The organism is Pseudomonas sp. Pseusp15 (assembly GCF_059492165.1).
This window is the reverse complement of sequence record NZ_CP168523.1, coordinates 5,164,408-5,184,837: the sequence shown is the minus strand read 5'-3', so window position 1 is coordinate 5,184,837 and position 20,430 is coordinate 5,164,408. Positions and strand designations below refer to the sequence as shown.

At 62.6% G+C, this 20,430-nt stretch carries 13 protein-coding genes; 11 read left to right on the top strand and 2 right to left on the bottom strand.

Features of this window, described 5'->3' with window-relative positions; genetic code table 11:
• Positions 1-32: 32 nt before the first annotated feature.
• Genes ACEN8R_RS23395 through ACEN8R_RS23380 form a run of 4 tightly spaced genes read left to right on the top strand, consistent with a single transcriptional unit; the run spans position 33 to position 4,737 of the window.
• Positions 33-815: an efflux RND transporter periplasmic adaptor subunit gene (locus ACEN8R_RS23395; RefSeq protein ID WP_138866594.1), complete on the top strand. Its 783-nt coding sequence runs from the start codon at positions 33-35 to the stop codon at positions 813-815.
• Positions 812-2,131: an efflux RND transporter periplasmic adaptor subunit gene (locus ACEN8R_RS23390; RefSeq protein WP_018929402.1), complete on the top strand. Its 1,320-nt coding sequence runs from the start codon at positions 812-814 to the stop codon at positions 2,129-2,131. The genes ACEN8R_RS23395 and ACEN8R_RS23390 overlap by 4 nt, the downstream gene beginning before the upstream one ends.
• Positions 2,132-4,228, top strand: a complete 2,097-nt coding sequence (locus tag ACEN8R_RS23385; RefSeq protein ID WP_495624388.1) for a site-2 protease family protein — start codon at positions 2,132-2,134, stop codon at positions 4,226-4,228.
• Positions 4,229-4,239: 11 nt separating this feature from the next.
• Positions 4,240-4,737, top strand: a complete 498-nt coding sequence (locus ACEN8R_RS23380; RefSeq protein ID WP_018929400.1) for a GNAT family N-acetyltransferase — start codon at positions 4,240-4,242, stop codon at positions 4,735-4,737.
• Between the two features lie 58 nt (positions 4,738-4,795).
• Here the strand turns inward: ACEN8R_RS23380 and ACEN8R_RS23375 are convergent, their stop codons facing one another.
• Together ACEN8R_RS23375 and ACEN8R_RS23370 are read right to left on the bottom strand one after the other, a co-directional pair.
• Complete coding sequence (locus ACEN8R_RS23375) at positions 4,796-5,107, bottom strand: DUF6916 family protein (RefSeq protein ID WP_007940987.1); 312 nt, start codon at positions 5,105-5,107, stop codon at positions 4,796-4,798.
• 56 nt (positions 5,108-5,163) lie between these two features.
• Positions 5,164-5,751: a phage tail protein gene (locus ACEN8R_RS23370; RefSeq protein WP_018929399.1), complete on the bottom strand. Its 588-nt coding sequence runs from the start codon at positions 5,749-5,751 to the stop codon at positions 5,164-5,166.
• Positions 5,752-6,026: 275 nt separating this feature from the next.
• On the opposite strand from ACEN8R_RS23370, the gene ACEN8R_RS23365 reads away from it, so the two are divergent.
• From ACEN8R_RS23365 to ACEN8R_RS23335, 7 genes are all read left to right on the top strand, one after another.
• Entirely contained in the window at positions 6,027-7,598 is a 1,572-nt protein-coding gene (locus ACEN8R_RS23365; RefSeq protein ID WP_495624387.1) for a glycosyltransferase family 39 protein, read from the top strand.
• Between the two features lie 151 nt (positions 7,599-7,749).
• Complete coding sequence (locus ACEN8R_RS23360) at positions 7,750-8,595, top strand: sulfotransferase family protein (RefSeq protein WP_018929397.1); 846 nt, start codon at positions 7,750-7,752, stop codon at positions 8,593-8,595.
• A 50-nt stretch (positions 8,596-8,645) separates the two neighbouring features.
• Complete coding sequence (locus ACEN8R_RS23355) at positions 8,646-16,517, top strand: Ig-like domain-containing protein (RefSeq protein ID WP_495624386.1); 7,872 nt, start codon at positions 8,646-8,648, stop codon at positions 16,515-16,517.
• A 41-nt stretch (positions 16,518-16,558) separates the two neighbouring features.
• A complete protein-coding gene (locus ACEN8R_RS23350) occupies positions 16,559-18,076 on the top strand; it encodes a TolC family protein (protein WP_064615746.1) in 1,518 nt (505 codons plus the stop codon).
• A complete protein-coding gene (cysC, locus tag ACEN8R_RS23345) occupies positions 18,060-18,665 on the top strand; it encodes an adenylyl-sulfate kinase (protein WP_018929393.1) in 606 nt (201 codons plus the stop codon). Before ACEN8R_RS23350 ends, cysC begins: the two co-directional genes overlap by 17 nt.
• Positions 18,662-19,447, top strand: a complete 786-nt coding sequence (locus tag ACEN8R_RS23340; protein WP_495624385.1) for an aspartyl/asparaginyl beta-hydroxylase domain-containing protein — start codon at positions 18,662-18,664, stop codon at positions 19,445-19,447. The genes cysC and ACEN8R_RS23340 overlap by 4 nt, the downstream gene beginning before the upstream one ends.
• Complete coding sequence (locus tag ACEN8R_RS23335; protein ID WP_495624384.1) at positions 19,435-20,379, top strand: sulfotransferase family protein; 945 nt, start codon at positions 19,435-19,437, stop codon at positions 20,377-20,379. The genes ACEN8R_RS23340 and ACEN8R_RS23335 overlap by 13 nt, the downstream gene beginning before the upstream one ends.
• Positions 20,380-20,430 lie beyond the last annotated feature (51 nt).

Genomic DNA, 20,430 nt, shown 5'->3' with positions numbered 1-20,430 from the left:
AGACTCCGCTCATCCGTCAGGGAGTTACGGTTATGCGGCGTTTTCGTGTTTGGGTTGCGGGATTGACCTTTGTAACGTGCGTAGTACAGGCGCAAGCGCCTGCGCCAGACGATCCGTTGCTGGAAAGCAACGCGGTCGGCGGTAACGCGTCAGCCAGCAGTGAGGCGCGCGGTGTGTTGCGAGCCCGGGATCAGGCGGTGCTCGCCAGTGAGTTGTCGGGGCGGATTGTCGAGTTGCCGTTCAGTGAGGGCGAGTCGTTCAAAAAGGGCGACACCCTGGCGCGGTTTGACTGTTCGGCTTATCAGGCTCAGCTCAACGCGGCACAGGCCGCCAATCGTGGCGCCGGTGAGGAGCTGGCCCATAATCGGCAACTGGCGGCGTTGAATTCGGTCGGGCGCTTTGAAGTGGCGCGGGCCGAGGCCAAGGTCAGCGAAACCCAGGCGCAATCTCAGGTTTATCAGGTTCAGGTCAAACGCTGCAGCGTGGTCGCGCCGTTCGATGGCCAGGTCGTCGAGCGCAAGGTCAAGCGCTACGAAAGCGTTGCCGCCGGTGCGCCGTTGCTGGATGTGGTCGATAACCGCACCCTGGAAATTCACCTGTTGGTGCCTTCACGCTGGATGGGCAAGCTCAAGCCCGGCCAGACGTTCAGTTTTGTCCCCGATGAAACCGGTCAGCCGCTGGATGCCACGGTCAAGCGCCTCGGCGCGCGGATCGACGAAGGCAGCCAGACCTTGCTGCTGGTGGCGACACTGCCCAACGCCAGCGGCCTGTTGGCCGGCATGAGCGGAACGGCCCGTTTCGCGGAGCTCAAGTGAACGCCCCGGTAACGGGCGGCGCCGAGCAGGTGTTCGCCAGGTTTCTCGACCTCGAACGCCAGACCCGCGCGGCTCGTAATTCTTCGCAACTGGCCTACAGCCTGGTCAATGACGGTCAGTCGCTGTTCAGTTTCCGCCATGCCGCATTGTTGATCGCCGGCAAGGTGCAGGCGGTGACCGGTGTCAGTGCGGTGGAGCCGAATGCGCCGTTTGTGGCGTTTGTCGAGCAAGCGGTCGCGCAGTTGTTCAAGCTCGAGGTGCTGAAACAGGCACGGGTGATCGCGCCCGATCTGCTCAGTGAATCGATTCAGGCCGATTGGCAAAGTCTGTCGGCCGCTCAGGTGTTCTGGTTGCCACTGATTGATCATCAGGGCGAGATCTTCGGCGGGCTGTGGCTGGCGCGGGATGTGCCGTGGAACCCTGCCGAGCAGGTGCTGTTGTCGCAACTGGGCGACACCTACAGCCATGCCTGGCTGGCGCTGCAACCGCGCAAACCCTGGCGACTGCGCTGGACGCGCAAGCGTCAGGTGGCACTGGTCGCCGTGTTGTTGCTCGGGTTACTGATTCCGGTGCGCCAATCGGTGTTGGCGCCGGCTGAGGTCGTCCCGTTGGGCGGTCGGGTGGTCGCGGCGCCGCTGGACGGGGTGATCGCCGAGTTCCTGGTCAAACCCAACCAGACGGTGAAGACCGGCGACCTGCTGCTGCGCTTCGAAAGCACCACGCTCAAGGCTCAGGCTGATGTGGCCGAGCGCGCTCTGGGCGTTGCCGAAGCGGAACTCAAGGCCAATTCCCAACGTTCCTTCGCCGATGCCGAATCCAGTTCGAAAATCGATCTGCTGGCCGCACGTGTCGAGCAGAAACGCGCCGAACGGGATTACGCCCGTGAACTGCTCAAACGCAGCGAAGTGCGTGCCGAGCGGGATGGCATCGCGGTGTTCGCCGATGCCGAACGCTGGACCGGCAAACCGGTACAGACCGGCGAGCGCTTGATGGAACTCGCCGACCCGAATCAGGCCGAGTTGCGCATCGAATTGGCCGTGGGCGATGCGATCGCCCTGGAGCCTGGGGCGCAGGTCGCACTGTTTCTCGACAGCGATCCACTGCAGCGGCACCAGGCCAGGCTCGAACGTTCGGCCTATGAAGCGCAGCCAACAGCTGGCGGGCAACTGGCTTATCGACTGGATGCGACATTCGACGGCGCACCGCCGCGCATTGGCTTGCGTGGCACGGCGAAAGTCTTCGGTGACCGTGCGCCGCTGGCGCTGTACCTGTTGCGTCGACCGCTGGCCGGGTTGCGTCAGAGCGTAGGCCTTTAGATGAGCCTGCCGAGCCTGCGGGCAGACCTGCAATTGTCGACGGCGGCGCCGGCCCTCGACGGGTCACCATGCTGGACCCTGGCCGACCCGGTGCGTGGACGTTATTTCAAACTCGGCGCGGCGGCGATGCGCTTGCTGCGTCATTGGTCCCTGGGTGATCCCGAGCAGGTGCTGCGTGCCGCCAACCGCGAGCCAGGGCTGCCGCTGGACGGCGCGGCGCTTGAGCAATTGCTGGAATTTTTGCGCGGCCACGACCTGATCAGCGCCCTCGACCCATCGCAGCGCGCCAGTTACAGCCTGAAGGCCGCGGCTCAGCGCCAGAGCCTGTGGAAAATCCTGCTGCATCAATACCTGTTTTTCCGGATTCCGCTGTGGCGTCCGGACGCCTTTCTCAATCGCGTCTGGCCGTGGCTGGAGCGTTTCGGCCCGCGCGCATTGCGCTACGGATTGCCCGCGACGCTGGGGCTCGGGGTGTTTCTGGTGTCGCGGGACTGGCAGCGATTCATTGCCACCTTTCCACACCTGTTCAGCCTCGGTGGTGCGCTGGCGTTCGCGGTGGCGCTGTTTTTCGCCAAGCTGTGCCACGAGTCCGGCCACGCCTTCATGGCCAAGCGCGCCGGTTGTCGGGTGCAGAGCATGGGCGTGGCGTTCATGGTGCTGCTGCCGATGTTCTACACGGACGTCAGCGACGCCTGGCGGGTCAACGATAGACGTGCGCGTTTGCTGATCGGCGCCGGCGGGGTGCTGGCGGAACTGGTGCTGGCCTGTATCGCGCTGCTCGCCTGGTCACTGCTGCCCGATGGCCCCGGGCGCACGGCGGCGTTCATGCTCGCCAGTGCGACCTGGATTACTACGCTGGTGATCAACCTCAACCCGTTCATGCGTTTCGACGGCTACTTCTTGCTCAGCGACTTCTGGGAAGTGGACAACCTTCAGGGACGTGCCTTTGCCTTGTGTCGCTGGCGATTGCGCGAGTTCCTGTTCGGCTACGCTGCCCCGGCGCCGGAGCCGTGGGCGCCGAGGATGCAGCGGCGGTTGTTGATCTGGGGATACGGCTCGTGGCTATGGCGCGCGGCGTTGTTTTTCGGGATTGCGCTGGCGGTTTATCACCTGTTCTTCAAGGTATTGGGGATCTTCCTGATGCTGGTGGAGCTGGTGTGGTTCATCTTCCTGCCGATCCTGAGCGAGTGGCGGCAATGGTGGAGTCGTCGCGAACAGGCGCATACACCTCGGGTACTGCTCAGCAGCCTGACATTGTTCGGGCTGTTGTTGCTGCTGGCGCTGCCGTGGCGCAGCGCGGTGGAGCTGCCGACGATGCTGGAGGCGGGACACACCAGCGCCTTGCACGCGCCGGTGGCGGCGCGGGTAAAAACGGTGAATGTGCATGACGGTCAGGTTGTCGCCCAGGGCGAGGTGCTGATCGAGCTGGAATCACCGGACCTGGACTCACGCCAGGCCATCGTCCGCCGCGAGATCCAGATTCAGCAGTTGCAGATGCGTCGTCAGGCCAGCCGTAGCGAAACCGCGGCCGACGCCGGAATCGTCGAGCAGCGCCTGGCGGAAGCGGTGGCTGAATACCGCGGCCTGGTCGCCCAGCGTGAGCGACTGCTATTGCGTGCGCCCCGCGCCGGCAAGGTGCGCGACCTGTTGCCGCAGTTAACGGTCGGTCGCTGGCTTTCGACTAAAGATCCTTTGGTGCGGGTGGTCGAAGACGGCGCGCGGTTGCGCGGTTATCTGGCTGAAGCCGAGCTCTGGCGTGTTGCTTCGGGTGCTCGCGGGCGGTTCATCGCCGATGACCCGATGCACCCGGCGATTGCCGTGCAATTAAGCGAAATCGATACCAACGGCGCGGCCTATGTCGATCAAGAGGCGCTGACTTCCGATCATCACGGGCCGATTGCCGTACGCCGGGATGAGCATCAGCGCGCCGAGCCGGTGCAGGCGCAGTATGGCGCGCGGTTGAGCGTCCTCGAAGAGACGCCGACGCCGGTGCAACCTTTGCGCGGCATTGTGGTGTTGCAGGGCAGCGGCGAATCGTTGTTGGGCGTTGCCTGGCGGCGCATGGCAGCCCTGGGGGTCAGGGAAAGCGGTTTCTAGGGAGAACAGCGATGGCGAACAGCGATTCAGTGGCAGCGGACGGCCTGGTGGTCAGGCCTTCGCGCGCCAGCGATGGACCTTTTCTGCACAGCCTTTACCAGGCGGCGCGGCCGGATCTGCAATGGATCGACGGCGAGCAGGAAGTGGTCCAACAGGTGGTTGCCCAGCAATTCACCGTGCAGGAACAAGGACTGGGGGAAAACTTTCCCGACGCCATGCATTACGTGATCGAGAAACTCGACACAGCCATCGGCGCGTTGACCACCGACTTCGGTCCCAATGAAATTCGCGTGCTGTACCTGGCGTTCATCCCCCAGGCCCGAGGCCGGGGTTACGGGCGGACGGTGCTGCAAGGCGTGCAGAAAGCCGCGCAACAAATCCGCTGCCCGGTGGCGACGGTGGTCTGGGCCAACAATCCCCATGCGCGCCAGCATTACCTGGCGCTGGGGTTTCAGGTTGAAGAGCGCAACCCGGCGGCGGAGCGGTTGGTGTGGTACCCGCAGGGTTAAGAGCAATACAAAAAACTGTGGTGAGGGGCTCACCACATAAGCCCGCTCCCACAAAGTCTCAGTTGAAGGCGATGTAGAAATAACCCACGTCGGGATCCCGCCCCATGGTCGGTACTCGCGAGACGAAAATATTTTCCACCTGGCCCAGTTCCGGCAACTCTAGCGCACACAATCCATCGACAAAGTCGGTGGGTTGCAGGCTGTTGAGCTCGACGCTGAACGGCATGCGCTCGCTTTTGGGCATCTGTGAATGGGGCGTTTCTTTAAGGGTGTCGATATGGATCGGCAATTCACTGCCATCGGGCAGCCGCAGCGTCCCGGTCTTGCCCAGCAGTGCCTGAAAGTGTTGGCTTTGAACCTGTTGCAGCATGGCATCCCTCCATCAAGCAAAAGTGGCCGGGGGATGTGCATCCCCCGGCCAGACCCTCAGTTACGTGAAGGGAACAATCCGTTCAGGGCGATGCTGAAGTTGAGCACCAGGAACGGGTTCATCACCGTCATGGGCAAACCATTGCCGGCGGACGAGATTTCCCCCGTCACGGTGCTGGTGACACCCTTGAGCGGTACCGCCGCAGCACCTTGCTGATCGGAGTAGATGCTCGCCGAGCCTGGCCCGCCGCCCGAGGCACCGATGTAGGAGTTGGTTGCGGTCGGGTTGGTGACCGGGTTGCTCGCCGGGCTGGCCAGTTGCAGGGTGGTGGTGGCCGTGAGCCCGGACAGGGCGTGGGTGTGGTTGGGCAGGTTATTGATGGTTGCGGTGACGTTTTCGGTCCCGGAGACCTCACCGATGACACGCGGGGTCAGGCCCAGGCCGTTGCCTTGGGCAATCGGCATGCGGCCTTGCAGGTTGGGCAGCATGAAATTGGTGGTGCCATTGCCTCCATAGTAGGTTCCCAGCAGTGAGAACAGCGCCTGGTATTGCGAGATCCCCAGCGTCTGGCCATAGCACAGGGCCCAGCCGTTGGGGGCGAAGTTAAAGGCGAAAGGTTGGATAGTGCCCATGAATACTTCCATAGTTCCTCATCCCTCAGGTTAGTGTCTGATATGTCACATCGCAGGCCCGGTTATCCGGGCGGATCGCAGTGATCAGCCGACTCCGTTCATCTCCGTGGCTGGGTCACGCCACGCCAAAGCGTAGACGCTGATCGGAATGATTGCCGGACGTCGTCCGTCGTAAAGCCAGCATCGACGACGGGCTTGAGCCTGTCCTACAGTGCTTGAGAAAATTGCGTATTCACTGGTCGAAGTTCATTAGGTCGAGGCACATCAGGTTGAAACAAGGGGAGGCAATGGAGGCGCGCAGAGAAACACCGCTGGGTGACACTCAGGATCCGCACGCGACACCGGGCTCATGGGCGGCTGCCCGTCGCTTATTGCGGTGGGCGCGGGAGCACTGGCTGCTGCCGATCCTGGCATTGGCTGCGCTGGTGCGTTTTTACGACCTGACGGCGGCGGCGATCTGGGGGGACGAAGGGTCCAGCCTGTTGTTGAGCCAGTACTCTCTGGCCGGGATCTGGGAACATGCAGCCCATGATGTGCATCCGCCGCTGTATTTCATGCTGCTGCACGGCTGGATCGGGCTGTTCGGCGACGGCATTCTTTCGATTCGTTGCCTGAGCGCGCTGCCGGGGATTGCCACGGTCGGGCTCGGTGTCTGGCTGGTGGACCTGCTCGCGACCCGCCGCGCCGCGTTGCTGGCCGGGGTTCTGCTGGCGCTGTTGCCCACGGCGGTGCGGTATAGCCAGGAAGTGCGGATGTATTCGCTGTTGGGGATGTGGCTGATCGGCGCCACGATCGCCCTGGTGTATTGGATAAAACGGCCACAACGCACGCGCTATCTGGTGATCTACACCCTGCTGATGACAGCGGCGTTCTACACCCATTACTTCACCGCGCTGTGCGTGCTGTGTCACTGGTTGTATCTGGGCCTGATCCGTGTGCAGCCAGGGTACCGACTGCGGCACATTCAGCGCTCGGGCTGGTGGCTGGCCAATGTGGCCATCGTGCTGTTGTACTTGCCGTGGGTGCCCAGCCTGATCGATCTGATCCAGCACTTGGATCTGCTCAAGGCCAATGGTGATGTGGGATGGGAGCCCCCCGTCATGCTCGACTCATTGCCGTCGATGATCTGGTCGCTCCTGATCCAGGACGATGGCGAGAACCTGCCCACGCTGATTTTTATCGCGCTGCCACTGGCATTGGTGGCCCTGGCGGGCGTGGCGCTGGCCCGCGACCGCAGTGTGTTCCGTGGCAGTGTGCTGGCGGTGATCTACACCGCGGTCCCGTTATTGCTGGTGTTTGCGGTGTCGTTCGTCTCGCCGGTGTTCATCGAGCGTTACCTGACCGCTTACGCCTTGGGTCTGCCGATGGTTGTCGCACTGGCCGTCGATCGCTTGTACGCAGACTTCAAGGTCTTGGCACTGGCCGTGCTGCTGCTGTTTGTCGGTGTCGAGCTGGTGGGGGTGAAGAACAATGCCACGGTGGATACTGAGGATCAGATCAGCGTCATGGCCAAACACGTGAACCAGCACTTCATGCCCGGCGACCGAATCGTCACCAGTGACATGCTCTGGTACCTGAGTTACGTCTATTACAACCAGACCAACGCCAAACCGATGCTGTACACGCCACCATTGGCCGATGGCCGGTCGAGCCGGCCGAACGCCTACGGTTTCGGTACGCTGGTGACCAATGACATCTACCTGGATAGCCTCGATGCCTTGCCCAAAGGCACTGGTCGGGTATGGCTGGTCGGTACCCTCGAGGGGGCGGACGAGTTCGCTCCATTGCCCGCGGGCTGGCAACGCGTCGACGAAGCCCGGGGGGGAGGCGCCGTGGCACGCTTGTATGTGCTGAAGTAATTCGTGGTTTCAGGGCTTAAACGATTCAACTTTTAAACAGTTATATCAATTGCGTTTTCCAGTCGATTTAGCTCCAATTTGATATCAAAACACCACTAGCTGTAAGGCCATTCATGGTCTACGCTCCGTCGTACAAAGGACTGAATGACGGGTGAATGGATTGCAACAATTCCACTTTATCTCCGGCTTGCCGCGCTCGGGCTCGACCCTGCTTTCTGCCATTCTTTTGCAGAATCCGCGTTTCCATGCCGGCATGACCAGCCCCGTGGGCGCACTCTTTTCCGGCGTTCTGGAGCAATGCAGCGCCGGCAGCGAATTCGGCGCGGTGATCGACACCGACCTGCGTCGCCGCCTGTTGCGTGGTCTGTTCGATTCTTACTACGCCGACAAGGCCGACAAACCGGTGGTGTTCGACACCAACCGCTTGTGGAGTTCGCGCCTGCCGGCGATCAGCGATCTGTTCCCTCAAGCCAAGATCATTGCCTGTGTGCGCAATGTCGCCTGGGTCATGGACAGCATCGAGCGCCTGTACCGCGCCAATCCCTTCGAAAACACCAAGCTGTTCGGCGATGCGGTTGAGCGCAACACGGTCTACAGCCGCTGCGAAACCCTGGCCCAACGCAATCGGTTGGTGGGGTTTTCCTGGGCCGCCCTCAAGGAAGCCTATTACGGCGAACACGCCGACTCACTGCTGATCATCGATTACGACCTGCTGAGCCAGGCGCCAGAGCGGGTGATGCGGCTGGTTTACGACTTCATCGGTGAACCCTGGTTCGAACATGATTTCGATCATTTGGCCTACGACGCGCCGGAATTCGACCAGGCCCTTGGCCTCTCGGGACTGCACAAGGTGAAGGCCAAGGTTCAATTGCAGTCCAGGCGCACGATCCTGCCGCCGGATTTGTTCAAGCAATACGCCGAGTTGTCCTTTTGGCTCGATGGCTCAGCCAGCGCCGCCAATGTCATTCGTATGAAAGCCGACGCCGCGATCAGTTGATCGCGGCGTTTTCATTGGTCTGTCAAAAAGTTCGAGTCCGGGTGAGCAGCATGTGGTGGAGCAAAGGCAAGTCGCGGGTTACTCAAGGCGCACGAGCGCTGGCCTCGCCAATGATCATGTCCCTGGAGCCGCGCATGCTGTTCGATGGTGCGGTGGCCGCCACAGTGGCCGATACTGCCCAGGCTGACACCCATACCACGGCCGACGCGGTCAAGGCACCGACTGCCGACAAGTCGGTCGCCAGCAAGGACACCCACAGCCAGGCCGATGCCACGCCAACCCCGACGCCTGTCGCGGTACCGGGACAAAGCGTGGTGTTCGTCGATTCGCGGGTCAAGGACGCCGACAGCCTGCTTAAAGGCGTCGCACCTGGCACTCAGGTGGTTCAACTGGACGCGAGCAAGGACGGCTTGCAGCAGATTGCCGACTACCTCGATACCCATCAAGGCATCAGTTCGGTGCAGATCATCGCCCACGGCAACGCAGGCGATCTGTGGCTGGGTAACAGTTATCTGTCGGCCGATAACGTCGCGGCCCGCAGCGCCGTGCTGGCGGAAATCGGCAAGGACATGAACGTCGGCGGCGACATCATGATCTACGGCTGCTACACCGCCGAAGGCGAGCGCGGCTTGAGTTTCGTCGACTCGCTGGCGCAACTGACCGGCCGTGATATCGCCGCTTCCAGCAACCGCACCGGGGTGGGTGGCGACTGGAATCTGGAAATTGCCACCGGCAACATCGAAAGCGCCAACGTGCTCTCGACCACGGCCATGAACGACTATCACTGGGGCCTGGCCACCTGGACCGCCACCAACAACGCCAACACGGGCGTCGGCTCGTTGCGTGCCGCCCTCGCCTCGGCGCAGAACGGCGATATCGTCACATTCAGCACCGGCATGACGGTGCAGTTGACCTCCGAGTTGCTGATCAACAAGAGCGTCTACGTTGATGGCGACTTGAACAACGACGGTGTGGCAGATGTGACTCTTGATGGTCAGTACAAGACCCGAGTGGTTGAAGTGGCGTCTGGCAGCACGGTGACATTCGATGGCCTGGTGATCACCCGTGGCCTGGTGGCGGGCAACGGTGGCAACGGTGGCTACGGTGCCACGGGCGCGATGGCGGGGGGGATTTTCAACGCAGGGATTCTGACCCTGAAAAACGTTACCGTGACCTCCAACGCCGCTTCCGGTGGCGGTGGCGGCGGCGGTGTCACGGGCGCTTTTTACGGCGGTGGCGGCGGTGGCGGTGGCGGTTTAGGCGGCCAGGGCGGCGGGCACGGCGGTTCGGCAGGGCCGGGCACCGGCACATTGGGCGGCCAGGCGGGCAGCGCCGGTGTCGGTGGTTATGGCGGCGGTTATGACGCCACCCACATGGGCGGTCGCGGTGGTTCCACCACTGGCGGTGCTGGCGGGGTGGGCGTTTCCTATTACAGCAATGGCGGTAACGGTGCGACGGCCACCAATGGCACGATTTCCATTGGCGGTGGCGGCGGCGGGTCCGGTTGGGACAAGGTCGGTGGCGCTGGCGGCAACGCGGTGGGCGGGATCTACAACGCCAGCAGCGGCACCATCACCGTCATCGGCACGTCGACCATCAGCAACAACATCGGTGCCGGTGGCGGCGGTGGCGGTGGTGGTGGCCAAGGCAGCAATGCCAGTAATGGCGGCATTGGCGGCAGGGGCGTCGGTGCGATCTGGAACAAGGGCACGCTGCTGATGACGGCCGCCAACTTCGCGGCCCTGGCCGGCAATGCCGCAGCCAGTGGCGCAGGCGGTACCGCTCAGGGCGGGGGTTCAACCGGCACCTCGCCGACCTCTTTCTCGACTATCTACAACGACGGTGGCGTACTCAACACCGCGTATTCGCCACCGCCGACCGCGACCATTGTGGTCGCCGACACCACACTGAGCATCGGCGAAACGTCCTTGGTGACGATCACCTTTTCCGAGGCCGTGACCGGTTTCACCAACGCGGACCTGACTATCCCCAACGGCACCCTGAGCTCCGTCAGCAGCAGCGATGGCGGCATCACCTGGACGGCAACGTTCACCCCGACCGCCAGTATTTCCGATACGACCAACGTCATCACCCTGGACAACACCGGCGTGATAAACGGCCTGGGCACCGCCGGCGTCGGCACCACCAACTCCAATAACTACACGGTCGACACCGTACGCCCGACCGCGACCATCGTGGTGGCGGACAATGCGCTGAAAGTCGGCGAAACCTCGCTGGTGACCATCACCTTCAATGAAGCGGTCACCGGTCTCACCAACGCGGACCTGACGATTGCCAACGGTACGCTCACGGCGGTGAGCAGCAGCGATGGCGGCATCACCTGGACGGGAACCTTCACCCCAACCGCCAGCATCACCGATACGACCAACCTGATCACTCTGGACAACACCGGAGTCAGCGACCTGGCGGGCAACGCCGGTAGCGGCACCACCGACTCCAACAACTACGCCATCGATACGGTACGCCCGACCGCCACGATTGTGGTGGCCGATACAACGCTGACCGCGAGTGAAACCTCGCTGGTGACCATTACGTTCAGCGAAGCGGTGAGTGGTTTCACCAACGCCGACCTGACCATCGCCAACGGCACGCTGAGCGCAGTGAGCAGCAGCGATGGCGGCATCACCTGGACCGCGACCTTCACGCCGTCGGCCAGTGTCAATGACACCACCAACCTGATCACCCTGAACAATACCGGGGTCAGTGATCTGGCGGGCAACACCGGCAGCGGCACCACCAATTCGAACAACTACATGATCGACACCGTCCCGCCGAACGCGACCATCGTGGTCGCCGACAACGCACTGAAAATCGGCGAAACCTCACTGGTGACCATCACCTTCGATCAGGCGGTGAGCGGTTTCACCAACGCGGACCTGACCATCGCCAACGGTACACTCACGGCGGTGAGCAGCAGCGACGGCGGCATTACCTGGACGGCGACCTTCACCCCGACCGCCAGCATCACCGACGCGACCAACCTGATCACCCTGGACAACTCTGGCGTGCAGGCGGCCGCCAGCGGTAACGTGGGCATTGGCACGACCGACTCCAACAACTATGCCATCGACACCGTGCGCCCGACGGCCACTATCGTGGTCGCGGACACGGCACTGAAAATCGGCGAAACCTCGCTGGTGACCATTACGTTCAGCGAAGCGGTGAGCGGTTTCACCAATGCGGACCTGACCATCGCCAACGGTACGCTCACGGCAGTGAGCAGCAGCGACGGCGGCATCACCTGGACCGCAACCTTCACCCCGAGCGCCAGCATCAACGACACCACCAACCTGATCACCCTGGACAACACCGGGATCAGCGACCTGGCGGGCAACACCGGCAGCGGCACCACTGATTCGAATAACTACGCCATCGACACCGTGCGCCCGACCGCCACGATTGTGCTGGCCGATACAACACTGACCGCGGGCGAAACCTCGCTGGTGACCATTACGTTCAGCGAAGCGGTGAGCGGTTTCACCAATGCCGACCTGACCATCGCCAATGGCACGCTGAGCGCGGTGAGCAGCAGCGATGGCGGCATCACCTGGACTGCGACCTTCACGCCTTCGGCGGGCATCAACGACACCACCAACCTGATCACCCTGAACAACACCGGGGTCAGTGATCTGGCGGGCAACACCGGCAGCGGCACCACCAATTCGAACAACTACGCCATCGACACCGCTCCGCCGACAGCGACGATCGTGGTAGCCGACAACGCACTGAAAATCGGCGAAACCTCACTGGTGACCATCGCCTTCGATCAGGCCGTAACCGGTTTTACCAACGCCGACCTGACGATCGCCAACGGTACGCTCACGGCGGTGAGCAGCAGCGACGGCGGCATCACCTGGACGGCGACGTTCACCCCGACTGCCAGCATCACCGACGCGACCAACCTGATCACCCTGGACAACACCGGCGTGCAGGCGGCCGCCAGCGGTAACGTGGGCACTGGCACGACCGACTCCAACAACTACGCCATCGACACCGTGCGCCCGACGGCTACCATCGTGGTCGCGGACTCGGCACTGAAAATCGGCGAAACCTCGCTGGTGACCATCACCTTCTCCGAGGCGGTGAGTGGTTTCACCAACGCGGACCTGACCATCGCCAACGGCACACTCACTGCGGTGAGCAGCAGCGACGGCGGCATCACCTGGACCGCGACCTTCACACCTTCGGCGAGCATCAACGACACCACCAACCTGATCACCCTGGACAACACCGGGATCAGCGATTTGGCGGGCAACGCCGGCAGCGGCACCACCGATTCCAATAACTACGCCATCGACACCGTGCGCCCGACCGCCACGATTGTGCTGGCCGATACAACGCTGACCGCGGGCGAAACCTCGCTGGTGACCATTACCTTCAGCGAAGCGGTGAGCGGTTTCACCAACGCCGACCTGACGATTGCCAACGGTACGCTCACGGCGGTGAGCAGCAGTGACGGCGGCATCACCTGGACCGCGACCTTCACCCCGACCGTCGGCGTGAATGACTCGAGCAACGTCATCACCCTGAACAACACCGGGGTCAGTGATCTGGCGGGCAACACCGGTAGCGGCACCACCAACTCCGGCAACTACACCATCGATACGGTGCTGCCGACGGCGACCATCGTGGTGGCCGACAACGCGCTGAAAATCGGTGAAACCTCACTGGTGACGATCACCTTCAGCGAAGCGGTGAGCGATTTCACCAACGCGGACCTGACCATCGCCAACGGTACACTCACGGCGGTGAGCAGCAGCGACGGCGGCATCACCTGGACGGCCACGTTCACACCGACCAGCGCCATCACCGACGCGACTAACCTGATCACCCTGGACAACACCGGCGTGCAGGCGGCCGCCTCCGGTAACGTGGGCAGCGGCACCACCGATTCCAACAACTACGCCATCGATACCGTGCGCCCGACGGCCACCATCGTGGTTGCGGACTCGGCGCTGGCGGTGGGTCAGACTTCGGTAGTGACGATCACCTTCTCCGAGGCGGTGACCGGCTTCAGCCTCGCCGACCTGACGGTGAGCAACGGTACCCTGAGCAGTCTGAGCACCAGCGATAACATCACCTACACCGCCACCCTCACACCGGCAGCGAGCATCACCGATGCGACCAACCTGATTACCCTGGACAACACCGGGGTGACCGATGGGGCCGGCAATACTGGAAGCGGCACTACCGACTCCAACAATTACGCCGTCGACAGCCAACGCCCGACGGCCACCATCGTCCTGGCGGACGCCGCCCTGAGTGCCGGAGAAACATCGTTGGTGACGATCACCTTCTCCGAGGCGGTGACCGGTTTCACCAATGCCGACCTGACCATCGCCAACGGTACGCTCACGGCAGTGAGCAGCAGCGATGGCGGCATCACCTGGACCGCGACCTTCACCCCAACCGCCGGCGTGAATGACACGAGCAACGTCATCACCCTGAACAATACCGGTGTGACCGATGTGGCCGGCAACACCGGCAGTGGCACCACCAACTCGGGCAACTACACCATCGATACGGTGCTGCCAACGGCCACCATCGTGGTGGCCGACAACGCGCTGAAAATCGGTGAAACGTCGCTGGTGACCATTACCTTCAGTGAAGCGGTGACCGGTTTCACCAATGCCGACCTGACCATCGCCAACGGTACGCTCACGGCAGTGAGCAGCAGCGATGGCGGCATCACCTGGACGGCCACGTTCACCCCGACCGCCAGCATCACCGACGCGACCAACCTGATCACCCTGGACAACACCGGCGTGCAGGCGGCCGCCTCCGGTAACGTGGGCAGCGGCACTACCGATTCCAACAACTACGCCATCGACACCGTGCGCCCGACGGCTACCATCGTGGTCGCGGACACGGCGCTGCAAATCGGCGAAACCTCGCTCGTGACCATCACCTTCAGCGAAGCGGTGAGCGGTTTTACCAACGCCGACCTGACCATCGCCAACGGTACGCTGAGCGCGGTGAGCAGCGGCGATGGCGGCATCACCTGGACGGCGACCTTCACGCCTTCGGCGGGCATCAACGACACCACTAACCTGATCACCCTGGACAACACCGGGATCAGCGACCTGGCGGGCAACGCCGGCAGCGGCACCACTGATTCCAACAACTACGCCATCGACAGCCAGCGTCCGACGGCCACCATCGTGTTGAGTGATTCGACCTTGAAACCGGGGGAAACGGCCCTGGTGACCATCACCTTCAGCGAAGCGGTGACGGGTTTCGACAACAGTGACTTGAGCGTCGCCAACGGGACCTTGAGCGCGGTGAGCAGCAGCGACGGCGGCATCACCTGGACCGCGACCTTCACCCCGACTGCCGGGGTTACCGACGCCAGCAACATCATTACCCTGAACAACAGCGGCGTGTCGGACGTGGCCGGCAACACTGGAGCGGGCACCACCAACTCGGCCAACTATGTGGTGGAAACCCAGGTGCCGACCGCCACCATCGTCGTTGCCGACAGTGCCCTCAAGGCCGGTGAAACCTCGCTGGTGACCATTACCTTCAGCGAAGCGGTGAGCGGTTTCACCAATGCTGACCTGACGGTCGCCAACGGCACCCTCAGCAGTGTTTCTTCCAGCGATGGCGGCGTGACCTGGACGGCGACTTTCACGCCTGCCGCCAGCGTCACGGACACCACTAACCTGATCCGCCTGGACAACAGCGGTGTGACCAACGTGTCGGGCAACAGCGGCGTCGGCGTGACCGACTCCAACAACTACGCCATCGACACCGTGCGTCCAACCGCGACCATTGTGGTCGCGGACAATAAACTGGGTATCGGCGAGACCACCACGGTGACCTTTACCTTCAGCGAAGCGGTGTCCGGTTTCGACCTGTCCGACCTCAGCGTGGCCAATGGCGTGTTGTCCAACCTGGCCAGCAGCGACGGCGGAGTGACCTGGACCGCCACACTCACGCCGACCGCGAGCGTCAACGATGCGACTAACCTGATCCTGCTCGACACCGGCAATGTGCTCGACGCCGCGGGCAATGCCGGCGCCAGCATCGCCATCTCCAACAACTACGCACTTGATGCGACCCGTCCGACCGTCAGCATCGTGGTTGCCAATCCGGTGTTGGGAATTGGCCAGACGACACTGGTGACCTTCACATTCAGCGAAGCGGTCAGCAACTTCGACTTGTCGGACCTGAGCGTGACCAACGGTGAACTGACCAATCTGGCCAGCAGCGACGGCGGCAAGACCTGGACCGGGACCTTCACGCCCACCGCGAACATTACCGACCCGAGCAACTTCATTGCGCTGGACACCAGCAATGTGACGGACCTGGCGGGCAACCTGGGCGCCAGCGTCGCGGTATCCAATAACTACACAATCAACACCGTACCGACGCCACCCCCCTTGGTGTTGACACCGGTGGTCGTCGCCGATCCGCCGAACGTGCCATTGCAACCGATCATCTTCACCCCACCCACTGGCGATCTCGGCTCGCCACTGACCTTTGCCCCGTTGTTTGAACAACGGGTGATGGGCAATGGCATTCGGCCTCTGGGCGACATTTTCATAAACCACGGGGCGCTGACGCCGAGTTTTATTGCCCAGGTATTCACCAGCAGCGACAACGGTGGCGATGGCTCAGGCCACGGCTTCCTCGGCTTTGGCGGGGGCGATGGCGGGGTCTTCGGCAGCAGCACGCTGTCGAGCCTGTTCAATCAGGCCACCAGTAGCGAGGGGGATTCGCTGAACACCTTTGGTAATCAGTCAATCAGGGCGGGGGATGCTTCCCAAGGGCTGCGCGGCGTGTTTGGCGCACCGAGTCTTGGCCAGCAATTACAACAGCTCAAAGACACCGAGCAACGGCAGGTCGACAGCCTGGCCGCGGCTTTGCAACAGGTCGGTATCAGTGAAATGCAGGCCTGAAAAAACCATTAAAGCAGTACGGCACTGGGGGCAATACAAGGATGAAAAGAAGTCATAAATTGTTCGGCGCCAGCCTGCTGGCGCTGGCGATCAGCGGATGTGCAGTCACCAGTCAACCGATCGAACGCAGCGTCAGCCAACAGCGTGCCAAAAGCGATCTGCAAAACATGTACAAGGGTCAGGAGCCCCTCAGCGGCCCGCTGACCCTGCACCAGGCCATGGCCCGCGCGGTGAAATACAACCTCGAAGGCCGGCTCAAGATCATGGAAGAAGCCCTGGCCAAGCGCCAACTCGACCTCGCCAGTTTCGACATGCTGCCGCGCATGGCGCTGGATGCCGGTTACGTGGGGCGCAACAACGTCAACGCCTCCAGCAGCCAGAGCGTGCGCACCGGCACCCAGTCTCTGGAACCGTCGACCTCCCAGGACCGCGACCGTGACGTGGCGGACCTGACCATGGTCTGGAACGTGCTCGACTTCGGCGTCAGCTACATCAGCGCCAAGCAGCAGGGCGATCAGCGGCTGATCGTGCAGGAACGTCGGCGCAAGGTGATCAACACCATCGTCCAGGACGTGCGCTCGGCCTATTGGCGAGCCGTGGCCGCCGAACGTTTGCTCAAACAAATCGACAGCCTGATGGCCCGGGTCGATACCGCCCGTGAGAATAGCCAGAGCATGAGCCAGCAGCGTATCGGTGATCCGATCCAGTCGTTGGCTTATCAGCGCTCGCTGATCGAAGCCACCCGGCAACTGGAAGAGCAACGCCGCGCGCTGTCGCTGGCAAAAACCGAGTTGGCGACCCTGATCAACCTGCCACTGAATACCGAGCTGACGCTGGCGACCCAGGACGATTACGACATTCCGGAACTCAAGGTCGACCTCGCCAGCCTGGAGCAGGAAGCCCTGACCAGTCGGCCGGAGTTGCGCGAGCAGGATTACCAGACCCGCATCAGCGCGGCCGAAACCCGCAAAGCCATGCTGCGCCTGTTACCAGGGCTGGAGTTCTCCGCTGGCGGGCATTACGACAGCAACTCGTTTTTGGTGGAACAGAGCTGGGCGGATTACGGGGTGAAAGTCACCTGGAACCTGTTCAATGTGATTTCCGCACCCGCCGCGATCGATGTCGCCAAGGCCGGCGAAGAAGTCGCCGCGGCACGTCGTCAGGCGATGTCCATCGCAGTGTTGGCCCAGCTCTACGTGGCCAACGCCAACTACCGCGAAGCACTGCGGCAGTTCCAGACCAATCAGCAGTTGTCGAACATCGACGGGCAAATCATCGGCCAGCTGCGCAACCGCTATCAGGCGGCCGGGCTGGGTGAGCTGGATCTGATCCAGGGCGAACTGAACACGTTGCAGGCGGATCTGCGTCGCGACCTGTCTTACGCTGACCTGCGCAACGCTTACGGGCAAATCTTCGCCAGTGCCGGTCTCGATCCGCTGCCGGACGAGGTGCAATCTACCGAAGTCCAGTCCATCGCCACCGCACTGGCCAATCGCGAAGCGGCGTGGGCGGCGGGCAACATCTCAGTACCGCCGGTGGCCCATGCCCCGGTCCGCTAACCTGCTGGCGCCGACGGCGAGCATCAGCCGCGCCCAACGGGAGGCCCGCAACGGCCATCGCGGCACGGCGATTCTGCTGACCGGTTTACCGGCGGCGGGCAAGTCGACATTGGCCCAGGCACTGCACGCCGAGCTGTTCGAACATGGCGTGCAGAGTGTGGTGCTCGATGGCGATGGACTGCGGGTCGGGCTCAATCGCGATCTGGGGTTCACCGACAGTGATCGCCTGGAAAACATCCGCCGCGCCAGCGAAGTGGCGGCGCTGTTGGTCGAGAATGGGCAGATTGTCATCCTCGCGATGATTGCGCCCTTGGTGGAGTTGCGCGAACTGTTTGCCCGACGGCTGGGCGAGGATTACCGCGAAGTCTGGTGCAGCGCCTCTTTGACGGTGTGTGAACAGCGTGATCCCAAAGGTCATTACGCCCGGGCTCGACGGGGTGAGTTGGCGGGCTTCACCGGTGTTTCCGCGCCTTACGAACCACCGCCGTGTGCGTCGCTGGTGCTCGATACGGGCGCGCAATCGGTCGAGGCCTGTCTTGACCGTTTGCTGACCTGGCTCGGCGAATGCGCGGTGCTGCCAAAACGATGAGCCGGCCGGCATTCTCCCGATTGCCGGTGACGGTGGATTTGCCGTTGCTGTTGCAGGCGCTGGCGGCGATCGGTGAGGACGACTGGCACGGTCATTTCAACAGCGCTTACTACACAGGTGACTGGAGCGGCGTGGCGCTGATTTCCGCGGCCGATGCCTTGACCGAGCTGGCGCCCGGAAGCGGTGAGCCTCGAGTGCGCGAACCCTGGCGACGGGATGGTCGATGGCAGCAAGGGCTGCGGGATCTGCCGCTGCAGATCGTCTGCGCGCGCCTGTTGCGACTCGGTCCGGGCGGGCGTATCCATGAACATCGCGACTATGACCTGGGCGAACCGGATGCGGACTTGCGCCTGCACATCCCGCTGCTCAGCCCCTCTCAAGTGGACTTCATGCTGGACGGCCAGCGCATGCCGATGGCCGCTGGCGAGTGCTGGTACCTCGACCTGGCGCGACCTCATCGCGTGGACAATCGCGATACCCAGGCACGGATCCATCTGGTGCTCGATTGCCGGCCCGGTGCCTGGCTGGAGCAGGCGATTATCGATGGGGTGGCAACCACGCCGTCGCCGCTAATCGGTGATCAAGCTTTAGAGCAATTCAAGGCACTGCTGGCCGGCGAACCGCAGCTGTGCAAGACCTTGCAGGGATTGCGGGACAACGAAGCCTTTGTCGCCCGCACTCTGGAGCTGGCCGCCGAGCGCGGCCTTGCGTTTACCCGTGAAGAACTGCGTGCGGCGATGCGCGATGGTCGCCGCCAGTGGACTGAACAATGGAGCGCCTGAACCTCGAAGGCTGGTTGCCGATTCGCGTGTGGCAAGAGGCTGGGCAATGGCAAGTCGATTGGTGCTGGTTCGGTGACACGCGGCTGCATCAGCCGTTTTTTCGTGACGCCGTGGAGGATGCGCTGCGACTGCCGTTCAATCAGGCATTCCGTCGAAAAACGGCATTGTCGACCCTTGCGGACTGGCAGGCTTGCAGTCCCGGCCTGACACCGAGCGCCTTTATCTTTCACGCCTCCCGTTGTGGCTCGACCCTGGTCAGCCAGATGCTGGCGCGACTCGACAACCACATTGTCATCAGCGAACCCCCGCCACTGGACGCGTTGCTACGCAGCGATTTGCCTGCTGTCGAGCGCCGTGCGGCGATCAAAGGGTTACTGTCGGCCTACGGGCAATGTCGACGTGGCGTGGAGCAACGGTTGGTGATCAAACTCGACGCCTGGAACATCGGTGAACTGCCGTTACTGCGCGAGTGCTTCCCTGAAACACCGTGGCTGTTTCTTTACCGCGATCCGCTGGAGATTGCTGTCTCGCATCTGCGTCGCCCGGGCGTGCACATGGTGCCGGGGATGATCGGCGCCAGTGTGCTGGATGACGAATTTCCATTCAGCGGCCGTGAGGATTACATCGCTCGGCGGTTGGGGCGGTTGCTGGCGTCGGGGTTGGCGCAATGCCAGGCATTTGGTGGCTGGGTGGTGAATTACAGCGAACTGCCGCAGGCGATGGCGGGGCGGTTGGCGGCGTTCTTTGCGTTGGACATCGAGCAGCGCCGGCAAGTGTTTGCAGCGGTGGGGCAACATGCCAAGCAGCCGTCGCAGGTGTTTGTCGGCGACAGCGATGACAAGCGTCGCGAAGCCTCGGCGTTGCTTCATGAACGGGTGGAACGCTGCGCGCGGGAACCGTATGAGGCGTTGGAACAATTGCGCAAAATATAATCTTATTGTGGCGAGGGAGCTTGCTCCCGCTCGGCTGCGTAGCAGTCGCAG

Coding starts and splice junctions, on each gene's coding strand:
- ACEN8R_RS23395 (WP_138866594.1), top strand. CDS start 33: ATGCGGCGTTTTCGTGTTTGGGTTGCGGGATTGACCTTTGTAACGTGC.
- ACEN8R_RS23385 (WP_495624388.1), top strand. CDS start 2,132: ATGAGCCTGCCGAGCCTGCGGGCAGACCTGCAATTGTCGACGGCGGCG.
- ACEN8R_RS23380 (WP_018929400.1), top strand. CDS start 4,240: ATGGCGAACAGCGATTCAGTGGCAGCGGACGGCCTGGTGGTCAGGCCT.
- ACEN8R_RS23375 (WP_007940987.1), bottom strand. CDS start 5,107: ATGCTGCAACAGGTTCAAAGCCAACACTTTCAGGCACTGCTGGGCAAG.
- ACEN8R_RS23370 (WP_018929399.1), bottom strand. CDS start 5,751: ATGGAAGTATTCATGGGCACTATCCAACCTTTCGCCTTTAACTTCGCC.
- ACEN8R_RS23365 (WP_495624387.1), top strand. CDS start 6,027: ATGGAGGCGCGCAGAGAAACACCGCTGGGTGACACTCAGGATCCGCAC.
- ACEN8R_RS23355 (WP_495624386.1), top strand. CDS start 8,646: ATGTGGTGGAGCAAAGGCAAGTCGCGGGTTACTCAAGGCGCACGAGCG.
- ACEN8R_RS23350 (WP_064615746.1), top strand. CDS start 16,559: ATGAAAAGAAGTCATAAATTGTTCGGCGCCAGCCTGCTGGCGCTGGCG.
- cysC (WP_018929393.1), top strand. CDS start 18,060: ATGCCCCGGTCCGCTAACCTGCTGGCGCCGACGGCGAGCATCAGCCGC.
- ACEN8R_RS23340 (WP_495624385.1), top strand. CDS start 18,662: ATGAGCCGGCCGGCATTCTCCCGATTGCCGGTGACGGTGGATTTGCCG.
- ACEN8R_RS23335 (WP_495624384.1), top strand. CDS start 19,435: ATGGAGCGCCTGAACCTCGAAGGCTGGTTGCCGATTCGCGTGTGGCAA.